At 41.6% G+C, this 15553-nt stretch carries 11 protein-coding genes; 5 read left to right on the forward strand and 6 right to left on the reverse strand.

The annotated features are described in order from the left end of the window. Positions 1 to 5 precede the first annotated feature (5 nt). Both FSB73_RS16435 and FSB73_RS16440 read right to left on the reverse strand, forming a co-directional pair. On the reverse strand, positions 6 to 1748 hold the full coding sequence (locus FSB73_RS16435; RefSeq protein ID WP_146784625.1) for a glycoside hydrolase family 3 protein: 1743 nt from the start codon (positions 1746 to 1748) through the stop codon (positions 6 to 8). Between the two features lie 666 nt (positions 1749 to 2414). Further along, positions 2415 to 3005 carry an RNA polymerase sigma factor gene (locus tag FSB73_RS16440; protein ID WP_146784628.1) on the reverse strand — a complete coding sequence of 197 codons (591 nt, stop codon included), beginning with the start codon at positions 3003 to 3005 and terminating at the stop codon, positions 2415 to 2417. A 287-nt stretch (positions 3006 to 3292) separates the two neighbouring features. On the opposite strand from FSB73_RS16440, the gene FSB73_RS27295 reads away from it, so the two are divergent. The 3 genes from FSB73_RS27295 (at position 3293) to FSB73_RS16450 (ending at position 7830) form a co-directional block, all read left to right on the forward strand. After that, the gene (locus FSB73_RS27295) at positions 3293 to 4486 is read left to right on the forward strand and encodes an excinuclease ABC subunit UvrA (RefSeq protein ID WP_317132803.1); all 1194 of its coding nucleotides are present in this window, start codon (positions 3293 to 3295) and stop codon (positions 4484 to 4486) included. Positions 4487 to 4557: 71 nt separating this feature from the next. Then, positions 4558 to 6192 (forward strand): excinuclease ABC subunit UvrA, encoded by a 1635-nt coding sequence (uvrA, locus tag FSB73_RS27300; RefSeq protein ID WP_317132804.1) that lies wholly within the window; start codon positions 4558 to 4560, stop codon positions 6190 to 6192. A 234-nt stretch (positions 6193 to 6426) separates the two neighbouring features. Beyond that, positions 6427 to 7830 (forward strand): MBL fold metallo-hydrolase RNA specificity domain-containing protein, encoded by a 1404-nt coding sequence (locus FSB73_RS16450; protein ID WP_146784631.1) that lies wholly within the window; start codon positions 6427 to 6429, stop codon positions 7828 to 7830. Between the two features lie 120 nt (positions 7831 to 7950). Here FSB73_RS16450 and FSB73_RS16455 read toward each other — a convergent pair whose 3' ends face one another. Continuing rightward, positions 7951 to 8538 (reverse strand): hypothetical protein, encoded by a 588-nt coding sequence (locus FSB73_RS16455; RefSeq protein ID WP_146784634.1) that lies wholly within the window; start codon positions 8536 to 8538, stop codon positions 7951 to 7953. 585 nt (positions 8539 to 9123) lie between these two features. On the opposite strand from FSB73_RS16455, the gene FSB73_RS16460 reads away from it, so the two are divergent. After that, positions 9124 to 10566 carry an APC family permease gene (locus tag FSB73_RS16460; protein ID WP_146784637.1) on the forward strand — a complete coding sequence of 481 codons (1443 nt, stop codon included), beginning with the start codon at positions 9124 to 9126 and terminating at the stop codon, positions 10564 to 10566. 26 nt (positions 10567 to 10592) lie between these two features. Here FSB73_RS16460 and FSB73_RS16465 read toward each other — a convergent pair whose 3' ends face one another. Next, positions 10593 to 11909 (reverse strand): TonB-dependent receptor domain-containing protein, encoded by a 1317-nt coding sequence (locus tag FSB73_RS16465; RefSeq protein WP_158639693.1) that lies wholly within the window; start codon positions 11907 to 11909, stop codon positions 10593 to 10595. Next, positions 11819 to 12796 (reverse strand): TonB-dependent receptor plug domain-containing protein, encoded by a 978-nt coding sequence (locus FSB73_RS16470; protein WP_146784641.1) that lies wholly within the window; start codon positions 12794 to 12796, stop codon positions 11819 to 11821. Before FSB73_RS16470 ends, FSB73_RS16465 begins: the two co-directional genes overlap by 91 nt. 337 nt (positions 12797 to 13133) lie before the next feature. On the opposite strand from FSB73_RS16470, the gene FSB73_RS16475 reads away from it, so the two are divergent. Then, positions 13134 to 13610: a hypothetical protein gene (locus FSB73_RS16475; RefSeq protein ID WP_146784643.1), complete on the forward strand. Its 477-nt coding sequence runs from the start codon at positions 13134 to 13136 to the stop codon at positions 13608 to 13610. Positions 13611 to 13810: 200 nt separating this feature from the next. Here FSB73_RS16475 and FSB73_RS16480 read toward each other — a convergent pair whose 3' ends face one another. After that, entirely contained in the window at positions 13811 to 15415 is a 1605-nt protein-coding gene (locus FSB73_RS16480; RefSeq protein ID WP_146784645.1) for an NAD(P)H-hydrate dehydratase, read from the reverse strand. Positions 15416 to 15553: the final 138 nt, after the last annotated feature.

A 15553-nucleotide genomic window follows, 5' to 3' on the forward strand; every position in this document is an offset into this window, starting at 1 on the left:
CTCCTTTACTTTTTTACAATAAGGCCTTTTCCAAAAGGCATATTATCTGTTACACTGACAGGTAATTTTCCTTTGGCTCCGATTTTTCCAAGCAGGAAGTCTGCGACTGTCTTTTGGAAAACATCTTCATCCTGGTAACTGACTAGCAAGTTTTTAAAGGCAGTGAAGTTTTTTAAGGCATAAGGATTCCCCATCACAACCAATGTACTACCCCCATTATAGGCTTGAATATGATCAATGAGTTGCAATGCCTGCGCACTTATGTGAAAATTGTCTGCCGGTCTTTTGCTAAAACCACTAATAGAAATTACAATACGTTCATATTGGCCGCTTTTTATTTTTTGCAGGATAGCTGTTGCGACGCTATTGTTGTCGGAGTAACCAAAATAATAATTATCGGTGCCAGCATTGTTTTTTAATTGCTGAGCCAGGATGCTCTTCGTCTTCCCACCGACCTGCAAATAAGCGGTTTTCTGGCTTTTATTCAGGGGTTTAAAGCTGTTTTTTTCCAGCCGGACGGCGGTCAGGCTGCGCCTGGCCACTTCCTGGCTCAAGAAGGCTACCTCCTTGTTCAGATCACTGGTCAAATGGTCCGTATTGATATTTTCCGGATTCGGGCGGTTTAAACCTAAATGGTATTTTGCATATAATACCTTTTTAACCCTGGGCTCCAGCTCTGTCCAACTGAGCGCTCCTTTTTGGATGGCTGCATTGATTTTTTTGATACCGAGTCCAACATCCTCTGGTAAGCACAACATATCATTGCCCGCTTTTAGCGACATGACACAAACTTCACCTGCCGGAAAATATTTGGCCACTCCTTTCATGCCCAGAGCATCTGTAAAAGACAGGCCTTTAAAGCCGATTTTCTTTCGGAGTAAGTCGGTTACAAACTTATGGGACAGGGAGCTTGCCAGATGGGGTGTGCTGTCAATTTTGGGAATGGATAAATGGGCGATCATCACTGAGCCGATGCCTGCCTTAAAAACGCGTTTAAAAGGGACTAGCTCCAATTTTTCCAGTTCGGGCAAAGATTTTTCAATGACAGGCAGATCCAAATGAGAATCCACCGATACATCGCCATGACCTGGGAAGTGTTTGGCGCAGGCCATGATACCTTGACTTTGCATGCCTTTCATGATAGCCACTCCGTAGGTGGATACGACATTTTTATCCTGGCCGAAGGAACGGTAGCCGATTACAGGGTTGGCCGGATTGTTATTGATATCCACAACGGGTGCGTAATTCACCTGGATGCCCATGCGCAGACATTGTCTGGCCATGGCCTCTCCTATCTGGTAAACCAGGTGCTGACTTTTTCTCATGGCACCCATGGTCAGCTGATCCGGGAATTTTTCCACACCTTCCATGCGCATCCCAAGGCCGGTCTCTGCGTCAATACATACCATCAGGGGCGTTTGGGCTGCCTGCTGTAATTGCTTTAAGGTAGCTGCCTGATCTTCAGGCGTGCCTTGAAACAGACAAATTGCCCCGATATTATAGCGTTTTACCAGATCCATTATTTTGTCCCCATAGATCTCTGCTTTGCCATTATTTAAGCCGCTTTCTCTTAGCACCATTAGTTGGGCTAACCGTTGGTCCGGCGTTAAGGATTGATAAACACTATCTACCCATTTAGTAGCGGAAGTTGATTTTTTAAAGAAATTTTGACTGTAGGCAGACGTTGCCATCAGCGTACCGACAACCAGGATGCAGAAAAACTTTGTATTGGGAGCTTTAATAAACATATTTAACCTTTAAGACTTTAGAATATTAGAGAATCAGAAGAGCTGACCGGCCCTAAAGTTAATGGAATAGCGGTTTATGCGCAAACAAATTATAATATCCGCATAAAAACGCATTTGTTCTCCATAAAAATCAAAGACATCTTCAATGGCATCTCTATTTGCCCTAAAATTATAGGATTTAAACGCAGATAACAGTTGAATTTATACCCATTTTACTTTAGAAAGGCATCCAAGGCCATTTCAATAATTGAAATATTGAAATAGACTTTATGTTTATAGTATACCAAATGGTTATGTGTTATTTTTAAATATCATATTACTAGCGATATACTACTCTAAAATTTCAGACAAGTAAATGTTTTGAGCGTAATAAGGCCTCAAAATGGAGATTAATATAGATATCAATGGTATTAAGATAAAATGGACGGTCGTGTGATGCTTTATTCTTTTTATAATGAGGCGGCAAAAATATATAGGCCAAAATAATCAGTCAATTGGGAAGGATTAACTTTTTAGACTGACCCGATCGTGATTCATCCCAATAATATTAAGGTAGACTACCATACCTGGGTAGTCTACCTTAATATTATTTATTGAAGATCGTTTTATCGCGGTTTTACCAGGTAGCTATCCAGCTATCTTTATGGTTAGCGGTTTTGAGGTATCTCAGAGTTCAATCTGGTGCGTAGCCATAAGTTTGCGCAAATTTAATAATCCATAGCGCATCCGGCCTAAAGCCGTATTAATACTACAGTCCGTCAATCTGGCGATTTCCTTAAAACTCATGTCCCCATAATGACGTAGCACTAGCACTTCTCTTTGCGAGGCAGGCAAATGTTCCAGCAACCTGCTCACCGTTTGATAGGTTTCCTGACGTACTCTTTGATTTTCAGCGTTTTCATTATGGTAAATACCCATTACATCAAAAATGTCCCGCATATCATTTTGATCTGTACTGACAAAAGGTGCCCTTTTTAATCTGCGGAAATGATCCACAGATAAATTGTGTGCAATACGCATTATCCAAGGAAGGACTTTTCCTTCCTCATTGTACCGGCCACTGCGTAGCGTGTCAATGACACGGATAAACGTCTCCTGGAAGATATCCTCGGCCAGGTATTTGTCTTTTACCAAAAAGAAAATGGAAGTGTAAATTTTGTCTTTATACTTCTCAATCAGTTGTTCCAACGCGTTTAGGTCTCCGTTTTGGAAGCGAGATACCAGCTGAGTATCCGTTGGGTAATCATTATTACTCATGGTTAGTTCATTTTATTGGATATTGGCGCAGTTCTCATTCTCTGGTCTCAGCAGCCCGTTTCCAAATGAATATTAGTTTTTCTGAGTAAAAATGCTCAATAGGCGTATAAAGTTTTACTGGGCAAAAATAAGGTATTTGTTAAATAATTTCCAAATCAAACCCTTCCTTTTTTTGAAATTACGCATTATATTTTTAACGTCGGTGATGTGTTTTGGTAAATTTTGCTACATTTTTAAGAAATTAATTATTTTTTTATCCGGTCTGATTAGTAACTTTATCCTCTATTATGCAAATCCAGAATAAATCCATCTCAGCAAAAGCCACTAAAAATGGGGCTTCTAAGCAAATATCAGGCAAAAAAGACAAGTCAGCACAAGTTAAAGCCACTAAAGACCAGAATGGCTCCGCTAATGCGATTGAAGTGGCCGCCAGTCTAAATCAGGACATATTTATTAAAGGCGCCAGAACACATAATTTGAAAAATGTATCAGTTGCCTTCCCCAGAAATAAGCTTATTGTGGTAACCGGTGTTTCAGGCAGCGGTAAATCTTCTCTTACCATTGACACTTTATTTGCAGAAGGCCAAAGACGCTATGCGGAAAGCCTGAATGCTTATGTAAGGCAGTTTATGGCACGCATGGATAAGCCGGATGTGGATTATATTAAGGGACTTTGCCCGGCCATCGCCATTGAACAAAAGGTGACGACGCGTTCACCCCGGTCAACCGTGGGATCAATGACTGAAATCTATGATTATCTTAGATTACTCTATGCAAGGATCGGTATTACCATTTCACCGGTAAGCGGTCAGGAAGTAAAAAAAGACGATGTAGCGGATGTGCTACGGATGGTGGAAAGTGCATCTACAGGTGCCCGCATTTATATACTCAGCGGGTTTAAGCAGCATAGTGGCAGGGATCAAAGAGAGGAACTGGAGATTTTAATGCAGAAAGGCTTTTCCAGGGTTTGCTTTGTTAAAGCGGATGAAAATACTGAATTATCAGAGATTGATGAACTTTTGCAACTAACAGATAGTGGCCTTAAAAAGAAACTCGCTAACCGCGGGGTGTATGTTCTGATAGACCGCATTAAAAAAAGAGCCTTTAGTGAGGAAGATATCCATAGAATCACAGATTCCATTGAAACTGCTTTTTATGAAGGTGAGGAACAAATGAAGCTTTTAATTGATGATAAATTAAGCAACTTCAGCCGTAAATTTGAGCTCGATGGGATTCAGTTTGAACAACCTGAACCCAATTTATTTTCCTTTAATAATCCATATGGGGCTTGCAGAACCTGTGAGGGTTTTGGTCAGGTGCTCGGTATTGATAAGGATCTGGTTATACCGGACCAAAGACTCAGCGTCTTTGAAGGGGCAGTTGCCCCGTGGAAGGGCGAGAAACTGGTCTGGTGGAAAAATCAGTTTTTAAAGCATGCACACAAATTTGATTTTCCGATCCACAACCTTATCAGGAGCTGACGGCCGCTCAAAAAAGGTCTTTATGGAATGGTGATATAGATGCCTATGGTATCAATGACTTTTTTAAAGATGTGCAGCAAAATCTCTATAAGATTCAGTTCAGGGTATTGCAAAGCAGATACCGTGGCAGAACAGATTGCCCGGATTGCGATGGATACCGGTTAAGACCAGAGGCCTTATATATTAAAGTCGGAGGCCTACATATCGGAGAACTTTGCCGGATGCCGGTAGAAGATTTAAAGCATTGGTTGGACGAGCTGGTCCCTACCCTTTCTGAAACCCAGACAAAAATTGCTGCCAGGCTTTTATTAGAACTGCAGCAAAGAATGCAGACTTTGCTGGACGTCGGGCTCGGATATCTTACCCTGGAAAGGATGGCAAATACCCTCAGCGGCGGGGAGAGTCAACGTATTCAACTAACCAGAAGTCTGGGCAGTAACCTGACTAATTCTTTGTATATTCTGGATGAGCCATCCATTGGACTTCATCCAAGAGATACAGACCGGCTGATTCAGGTATTAAAACAATTAAAATCCTTGGGTAATACCATTGTTGTGGTAGAACACGACGAGATGATTATGCGGGAAGCGGATTATATCATCGACATGGGGCCACTGGCAGCGCATCTTGGCGGTGAAATCATTGCTAAAGGGACAGCCACCGAGCTGATGGCCAATCCAGATAGCTTAACTGGTAAGTATCTAAAAGGTACACTTAGCATCGATGCCCCCAAAAATGTACGTTCTTTTACCAATAGCATACAAGTGAAAGGTGCTCGGCAAAATAATTTGAAAAATATCGATGTTAAGTTTCCATTAAACGTGATGTGTGTGGTCACTGGTGTATCCGGTAGCGGTAAGACGACACTGGTCAAACAGATTCTCTATCCCGGTATTATGAAGCAAAAAAGCGGTACAGCGGAAAAGGTAGGGCTGCACCAGTCCATTACCGGCGACCTTAGCCAAATAAGTAGTGTCGAGATTGTGGATCAGAATCCGATTGGTAAATCCTCCAGAAGCAATCCTGTAACTTATATTAAGGCTTATGATGAAATCCGACAATTATTTGCCAAACAATATCTGGCCAAGGTCAGGGGATATACGCCTGGTTATTTTTCATTTAATGTGGATGGTGGACGCTGCGACGCTTGTAAAGGAGAAGGAGAGCAAACTGTGGAAATGCAGTTCCTGGCTGACGTGCATCTTATTTGTGATGTCTGTAAAGGGAAACGTTTTAAACAGGAAGTGCTGGAAATAACTTATAAAGAAAAGAGCATTCATGATGTATTGGAGATGAGTGTGGACGAGGCAATAGCGTTTTTTAAAGATGAAAAAGGTTTGGCTCAAGCCCTGGTGCCACTCCAACAAGTGGGTTTAGGCTATATTAAACTCGGGCAACCCTCCAATACGCTGAGTGGCGGTGAGGCGCAACGTGTCAAACTAGCGAGTTTTCTAGGTAAGAACAAATCAAATGAACACACCCTATTTATTTTCGACGAGCCAACCACCGGTCTGCATTTTCATGATATCCGTAAGCTTTTGGATGCGTTTAATGCACTAATTGACCGAGGTCATTCGCTGATTATTATAGAACACAATACAGATGTTATCAAATCCGCTGACTGGGTAATTGACCTTGGACCGGAAGCCGGACTTAAAGGCGGGCAGTTGGTTTTTGAAGGAAAGCCGGCAGATCTTAAAAAGTAACTGCAAGTTATACAGGTAAATATCTCTAAATTTACCTATATTTAATCTGGATTTATAGCAAAAGGAAACGGGGGGTAAAAATTCTACCGGCAAATTTGTTCTTTTAGTAAGAAAAGTTGCCGGCGGAAATTTTAATGAGTAGCGATCGCCTAGGGGGATGCTTGGTGTTAAATCGGCGGTGCGCCCAGCGCTTGTCTACCTGTTTTCAATTCAATAACTTTAAACAGATCATATATGAACCTAAGTTTTCATGGTGCAGCCAGAACAGTAACCGGATCTAAACACTTAATTGAACTAAAAAATGGCAAACAAATCCTTTTGGATTGTGGGATGTTTCAGGGAATGGGAAAACAAACGGATGAACTAAATGCGGAATTTGGTTTTGATCCGACTAAAATTACCTACATGTTCCTCTCCCATGCTCATATTGACCATACTGGGTTGATTCCAAAACTAATCAAAGATGGCTATCAGGGACAAATTTACTGTACAGCTGGTACCAAGGATTTAGCGGCGATTTTGCTTAGGGATTCTGCCAAGATCCAGATGGATGATGCAAAATATTTTAATAAACGACGGGCTAAACAACATTTACCCCCCGTAGAGGCCCTATATGATGATCAGGACGCTGAAAATGCTATCCCCCATTTGACCGCAGTAGATTATGACAAGTGGCACCGGGTAGATGATCAAATTGAGGTGATGTTTGCTGATGCCGGTCATATTATAGGTAGCGCTTCTGTTCATGTCAGAATTACCGAGGATGGCAAAACAGAGCAGATCTCGTTTAGTGGGGATGTGGGAAGGTATCGTGATATTATTCTTAAATCTCCAGAAACTTTCCCGCAAGCCGATTATATTATTATAGAAAGCACTTATGGCAACAGTCTGCATGACGCTGTTTTTAATACACCTGAGCAACTGCTGGGGTTTGTTGAAAAGACCTGTGTGGAGAAAAAAGGGAAACTGATTATTCCAGCTTTTAGTGTAGGCAGAACGCAGGAATTGCTGTATTTTTTAAACCAGCTTTCTAATGAAAAACTATTGCCGCGGGTACCGGTGTATGTGGATAGTCCATTGAGCAGAGAGGCGACCAAAGTCACTCAGCGACATGAAGAAGGCTTTAATAAACGCATCAGAAAAATGATGGAGGTGGATGACGATCCTTTTGATTTTGAGGGATTGCATTTTATACAATCTGTAGAAGAAAGCAAGGCGCTCAATGACAATCATCAGCCTATGGTGATTATATCTGCTAGTGGAATGGCTGATGCTGGCAGGGTGCAGCATCATATTTTGAATAATATTTTAGATCCTAAAAATACGATTCTGATCGTGGGCTACTGTGAACCGCATTCCCTGGGTGGTCGGTTAATGCGTGGTGAAAAACAGGTGCGCATTTATGGGGACGACTATGATGTTAATGCAGAAATTGGTGTTATGCGCTCCATGAGTGCTCATGGTGATTATGATGACCTTTGTCAGTTTTTAGCCTGCCAGCATCCTGACGGGGTTAAGATGCTTTTTATCGTTCATGGTGAATACGATGTGCAACAGGACTTTCAAAGAAGTCTTCAGAAAAAAGGATTCAAGGAGGTATACATCCCGGATATGCATCAGAAGTTTGCGCTGCAATAAGCAATAAAGGATTATTTAAAATCCACAAAAAGAGAAAGTAAAAAATCCCTAAATACAACCTTAAAACAAAGGTGTCCATCTTGATCAAAAATGGACACCTTTATTTTGTTTTTATATGAACTATAATCGGTCCATAGATAATTTGATGACCTGTAATGCGTCTATCATTTTGGATAACAGGCTAAAGAGGGTCAAACTACTATGATAGTTACCTGAATCTCTGTAATCGTTATAACTTAATGCATATTTTTCTAATTCATCAATAAGTTCAGTCCACTGTTCAGCGGTGGCATAATTAAATAAACTCTTGAACACATGCATGGGAGCCGTTAATTCATGCAAGGTCAGCATCTGCGGAATGTTCTGCGTCATGAAAAAAGTAGATGGCTCAAAATCAAAATTGGACATGGCGTCAGGAATGCAGGGCACCTTATTAAAACCGATATCCTTGTATTGTTTATAGAAGTTCGCGGTATTAATAAAGGTTTTTAATAAACCAGTCATATGCATAACACTGCTGGCCAGACTATCTGTCCATAAGTCTTTACTATAAGCCGTTGAAATAAACCGGTAAATAAAAAGACGCATCTCCTGATGGCTAACCATGTCAAACAGAATTTCTACCATTTCATCTGGTTCTCTGATTTTATAATGATTTCTAATTAAGCGGGCTATTTGCTCCTGTTTTTCTGTTAAATGTCTGGCCATGATGGTTTTATTTAATGTTGTATTGAATGATTTTAGATTTTTTAGAATGTTTTTAGAATGTTTTTAATTTTAAGCCTCACAATCAATTATGATGATTTGTCTTTCATATTATGCGTATTGTAAGGCAGGTTCTTTTCAGCTGGCGGGTGAGTTATACGTGTGCAAATTAAGGAATAAAATGAAAAATTTGAAATAAACGAGTGCTTATTTTTCAAATATTTGGACGAATTTTTACTTTGTAACTATGGTTAGCAAACAAGTGTAGTAGCCTTCTTTAAATTTAGCCGTTATCTACAATTGGTGCGACACCGCTGCCTATTATTTTTAATCGCTTGCATTTTATTGTCGAAATTATCGTAAAACCTGTCTAACTATGGGAGCCAGTCTTAGAAATGCCACTTCATGGACCCATTTTAGCCAAAAAAAAGCTATCTTAGCCGTTCTCAATGGGCAACAGTAGCCCTATTTTTTAATCCGCCCCGTCCTATTCGCTTTTTAAAGGCATCGGACCCATTTTTATCAGGGCTCATTTCCCTTTTGCATTTGCAAGTTCGTTTTTGTTTCAGGGGATATTACATTATTGTTATGGAAAATCATAAGCAGGACGCACCACAAAATGGTGCACTGGTCAGGTCTTTTGGTCTAAAAATGGCGATTATTATTGTCATGAGTGCGATTATCGGCTCTGGTGTCTTTAAAAAGGTCGCACCGATGGCTGAAGTTTTGCACAAACCCTGGTTGGTGATTCTGGCATGGGTATTATCCGGGGTAATTATCCTTTTTGGCGTTTTCAGTATTGCTGAGCTGGGAACGATGTTTCCCCGATCCGGTGGACCATTTGCCTGGTTGGAAGAGGTTTATGGTAAACTTGTCTCCTTTTTATATGGATGGTCCTGTTTCACGGTAATCCAGACAGCTGCTATTTCTTCCGTCGCCTTTGTCTTTGCCGGTGCGCTGGCTAGTTTTGTTCCCTTACCGCATTTGCCCGCTCAAATGGAAGCCATTTCCATCATGGGCCTGACGCCATTTTCCAATTTTGGCGGTAAACTGGTAGCCAGCCTGTTAATTATCATTCTTACTATTGTAAATATCAGGGGGACGAAAAAAGGCGGACATGTCAGCCTGGTCTTTACTTTTTTGATTACCCTGGCGATTTTAATCATTGTCTGCCTGGCATTTGGGTCCAGTGTAGGAAGCATGGGGACCCTGGAGCGGGTCAGTGAATTGATGCCACCAGAAGGATTTTCTTTTCTTACCTTTATTACGGCTATGTTTATTGCGATGCGCCATGCATTCTGGGGTTATGAAGGGTGGGTCGCCCTGGGATTTATAGGGGAAGAGTTACATGCACCTAAAAAGAATTTGCCAAGGGCTATGATCATTGGCATTGTCCTGATTATCCTATTGTATGCGCTTTTAAATACAGCTTATTTGTACGTAATGCCCATTGATGAAATGCTGGCTGCTGTAAATGTCAATGAAAATACCATTGCTGCTGTGGTCGTCGTGGATAAATTGGTGGGTAGCATTGGGGTTTATATTGTGAGTGGCATGATTTTGATCTCTACTTTCGGCTGTACCAATGCCACCATTTTGCTTTCTTCCAGAATTTATTATGCCATGGCAGGAAATGGTCTGTTTTTCAAAAGTGTAGCCAAATGTCATCCAACCAGAAATACACCGGCTAATTCCCTGGTATTCCAATGTGTATGGGGTGTCATCCTTGTCTTTTCCGGATCTTTCGATATGCTGACCGATCTTTTGATTATTGCAGCCTTTGTTTTTTATGGGCTCATAGTCCTGGGCGTGGTCATTTTAAGGATCCGTAAACCTGAGATTCCAAGACCCTATAAGACATGGGGGTATCCGATGGTTCCTTGGGTCTTTTTGGTTTTCTGTGGTACTTTACTTGTAGTATCGCTCATTGAATCTCCAGTTAAATCCCTGATTGGGTTTTGTCTGATCTTCTCGGGCCTGCCTTTTTATTATTACTGGACAAAAAAAGGCAAGCAGTCACAATTGAGCTAAATAGAAGTAAAATCGGGTCGTATTAATTAAAAATCCAACTCAATGCCTGCATAGTAATTTCTGCCGGGCGCCGGATTAAAATACCTACCGCCATAGGCATTGATGTCATTTCCCAGGCTATATGCTTGATCTAAAATATTATCCAGGCCAATATACAGGTTCAGCGCCACTGAATGAACCATTAACCGGTAACCCAATTTAGCCTGCCAAAGTGTATAAGCATTTGCATAAACACTACTCGCATCATTGAGTGGAATCCGACTGGTGTTATTGACCATTGAATTAAGGTATAGCCCATTTTTAGTTTGGATACTTAGGGATAAATTGCAGACATTTTTAGGAACCCCTGTCAAAGGGTGACCGTTATAATTATTGCCGGTTACCTGATAATCTAAAAAATGATAAGGCTGGTAGCTATAGCTGCCGTTAAGCATGATCTGCTGAATCCATCTGCTTGGATGCCACTGCTCAGCTGAAAGCAGTTCATAGCTGAGCCATAATTCTGCTCCGGATTGCCTTGTTTTACCGGCATTGACAAAATATTCAATATTACTTGCATCAACCCTGCGTACAATGGCGTTATTTAAAGAGAACCTGTATACACTTCCCTGAAATTGTAACCTTGTACCGATAAGGCTGCCTTTAATGCCTATTTCCAGATTCCAACCACTTTCTGCTTGCAGTGACCGCTCAAAACGACCATCTGAAGGATGAATTTCTGCAATCGTCGGTGTGGAAAAGCCTTTTGCGGCATTGCCAAATACAACCATATCAGGCAGTAATCTGTAAGTGAGGCCAAGTTTTGGAGACCACTGATAGGCGGTACGGGCAATTTCTGGTTGTCCAAAACTGCTGTCAGAAAGCCGGCTGTAACTTAACCTTTGTTGATTGGTGCTGATGCCAGCCTGCAAATGCCATTTTTTGGGACGATCCAGGTCCATACCGTATTGCATAAAAAAGGAATGCTTTTCAAGTACTAAGTGATCCTTATATTGCACTGTATCAATGATGCCCTGCTGGTTGCCGTAATTATCGATATGGTCATTGCCGCCCATCCATTCCACGCCGGCCAGTAATTGCCATTCTCTGCTGCTATTTGGGCCATGGAAGGTGAAAACGCTACGGCCCCCGTAATTGATTTCTCTGCGCTTTTCATAATTGCTGGTAAATGGATTTTTAAAATCAGTGCGGCTGAAAACAAGTGCCGTCTCATTGTCAATAACGGAGCTGATCTTTGATTTTAATCCCGCCCCTACAAATAAGCTGCGGTTAAATACCGCTGCTTTTTGTTTGATAGCAAGTGGATAAGCAGTTGTATCTGTACCCCATTGACTTTGGGTAATGCCCCCGGAGTTTGATAATGAAGGTCACTGTAAAAGCCTAATAAATGCAACTGAAGCTTATCTGAGAGTTTATAAGCCGAGTTATAATGCAGGATTGTCCTACGCGTCGTATCCTGCTGCCGATTGCCCGCACTATAAAAATGACTGGCACTTATAAAAGTATGACTTTTTGATGTCGTAATTAGCCAGCTGCCAGTAGGATGAACCCGGCCAAAACTGCCTGCGTCATAGGAAAAACGATAATTGGTTTTTACCGTGTCTGTAAATTCTCCAGGTGTGTGCAACAGCACCGCACCACCAGTGCCGGCGCCATATAAACTGCCGGCAGGCCCTTTGATAATTTCTGCAGACGCTATTTGCGCTCCACTGATGGACTGCAAATAAGTATTACCACCTGCGTCTGTCAAGGGGATACCGTCCATATAGAATTTTATGCCTCTCACGCCATATGGAGACCTAAGTAGGCTGCCTCTAATAGAAAACCTGAGACTGCCGGGGGAACGCTGTTCTAATCTTACGCCTGGTGCAGCGTTAAATGCAGACAGTAGGCTACTGTTGTCCAATAACTGGAGGGCTCGCTTGTCAATAGGGAATATGCTCGCGGCTATATCTGTTCCGTCTCCCCTGCCCTGAAAGGCGGTAATCGTAACCGGGGCTAGGTTATGGGAGCCAGTACTGTCTATTATGGGCAGGCTGTCCTGAACGCTTATCGGTTTCTTATCTTTAAAAGGTTGAGCTGATAATTGGCGAACCATGCAGGGTGATAACCATAAAAATATGGTAACCAGGGAAACAGGGTATGTTTTAAAATGACTGAATCTGGATTTTATGCCCCATTTGAATAATTTCGCCTTAAAGGCTATGTAGAAAATCTTTGATGACCCCATATGTCAAAAATAAGGACAGAGAACAAATTAGAAGCTGTTTATTGTATTTATCAATAAAAATTAATTAAAATTGATAACGAGAGTCAATAGAAGGGGCCAAAAATCGCCTCTAATATTTGCAACATCCGGATTATAGTTATCTTCTCATTTTTTTTATCATTTAAAAATAGGTATCTTGCCAGGAAGGGTAATACTTATTTAATGTAGCTATGAAAAAAAATTACTCCTAGAATTCATCGCATTAACATTAACTTTTTCAGCCTGTACGAAGGAGGCGGTTTCTCCGGTGTTAACCCCTGAACAGGCGTCGCACTATGTTTTTGAAAGTATTCGTTTTATGCCTGAAAGTGATGGAGAGGGATCAACCTTTCAGTCTTATCCACGTACTGGTTTTATTTTTTCTAATAGGACTTCCGTAGAACAAACAGCAGTATTGGGCACAGAACTAAAATCAAGCTCCGCGTTTACATTTGGATCAGATTTGGATTCTTTATTGCAAAAGCTGGATACTGTTTTTATACAAGTGCCGGTGGCATTTGAGGCCGATGGAAAGGCTAGTTTGGGTACAATGACCTGGCCATTAGTTAACAATTACACGGTTCTTCCGCTTAAAAAGGATCCTACAAGGGTCGTTGTGGCACCCTTTTCCAAACTAACCGTTACAGGCGAAATTACAGAGAAGGTTTTAAAAACGAATTTTATGGTTACGCTAAGGGAACAAAATTCGGATCAGCAAAAGAGGTTAAAAGGCTCCTGGTCTGGGACTGTGCCAATTAGTGAAGACCTCAATTATCAAGTAGAAGATATAAAATAGTGACATTGTTTCTAATTAAATACCTATGGTAAAATAGTTATTTAAATAGTAGTGTCAAGGCTAGCGACAATTTTGTAACGGAAGATTGTTAATTGAGCATGCCATTTTAGATTTTCGGTAAACAATTGCTAACCTAAATTGCTATTTTTTCTGTATTTGGGGAGAAACTGTTTTATGGTCAAGTAAGTGAACTTAAGGTTTTATTTTATTCTTTGACCGAGCTTTTTGAAGGCACCCGGTAAATTTTCAATGATATCATGTGCGATTAAAGACTCGGGGCTGCCTTTTTTACTGCACAAATCACCAGCCGAGCCGTGTAGATAAACCCCTAATAAGGCTGCATTTTTTGGTGTATACCCTTGAGCCAGAAAGGAGGTGATAATGCCTGTTAGGACGTCGCCGCTGCCAGCAGTCGCCATGCCGGCATTGCCGCTGAGATTGTAGTGGATTTTGCCGTCTGGAGTACAGATGGCCGTATGGTGCCCTTTTAGTACAATAATTAGCTCCCATTTCTGTGCATTTGCACTTGCCAGCTCCACTTGAGATAAGGAATTATCAGTCCCCGGGAAAAGCCGGTCAAATTCTCCAGGATGTGGCGTCAGGATACTGTTTTTTGGGATAATTGGCAGGTAGTTTTTTGGATCGTTGGCTATTATATTTAACCCGTCGGCGTCGAGCACGACTGCATTGCCGCATTGACTTATAAACGCTAATAATGCGCCTGCAGATTCTGGATGGGTATCCATACCCGGACCTATGCCATATGTGGCTTTTTTGACTAAACTTATTTTTTCTATATAGCTCGCTCCTGCCGGTTCGAACATGGCTTCCGGTATAAAAGTCTGCAAAATCTCATAACCACATTTAGGTGCTTGAATAAATACCTTCCCAACACCAGATCTAAGTGCGGCCTTGGCAGATAAGGCAATGGCGCCGATCTTTCCATAACTACCTCCAACGAGTACGGCGGTACCAAAACTGCCTTTATGACCAAAAGAATCAAGGGTCCGTGAACGTAAGCGTTTTACTGCTGCTTTAATATCAAGTGTGCGCAGGCGCGTCGGTTCATTATGGTAGAATGAGCGGGAGAGCCCGATATCCAAAAGATGGATTTTACCTGCAAAAACAGCTGCTTCCGGATGTAAAAAAGTTCTTTTGTACGTCTGAAAACTTAAGGTATGATCTGCCTGAATGATTGACTGGGCGTCCTCACCTGCAGGGAGTGTGTCTGCACTCAGGCCGCTGGGCAGATCTATAGCCACGATATTTCTTTTTGTGCGTTTGGGACCCGAGTTGGCATATTGATTAACAGCCTGAATAGCAAGGCTTGTCGTGCTTAATTTGTGCTCTGTCGTATTTTTGGGGACAAAACCTGTACCCAGTACCGCATCTATAATGACCTGCGCCTTTGTCTGTTCGAGGATCGATAGAATCGATGCAACAGTTAGTGCATCCTTGTTTTGCTGTAAAATTTGGATATGCGCCTTGTGGATATCTGTGATGCTTTGTTGCAATAAAAGCCAATGCTCCAGGGGGGCGTCTTTAAAGATTTTCGGATCATATAGTAAAATAACCGAAACCTTATACCCTTTTTCCATTAATCCACGCGCAATTACCAGCCCGTCTCCCCCATTGCCGCCCTTTCCACACACAATACAAATAGGTACCTCTCTTTGATAATGACGCCTGATCCATGTGGTACAGGCGGTGCCTGCCCGCTGCATTAAATCGGTCTGACTGATATGATCTTCTTGAATGGTGGCCGCATCCCATTTTCTGATCTGTTCGGCATTGAAAATCTTCATGGCTGCTGATTAAACATCTTGTAATTGGATAAATCTTTAGCGTTTGTATCATAGGTTTATTTCGCCTTAAAGGATAAATATTCCCAGTAATATTCATTTCCTTTTTACGCTAACAATATGCACTAACAATAAGGGTGA

Source organism: Arachidicoccus ginsenosidivorans (genome assembly GCF_007971385.1).
GTDB classification, from domain to species: Bacteria; Bacteroidota; Bacteroidia; order Chitinophagales; family Chitinophagaceae; genus Arachidicoccus; species Arachidicoccus ginsenosidivorans.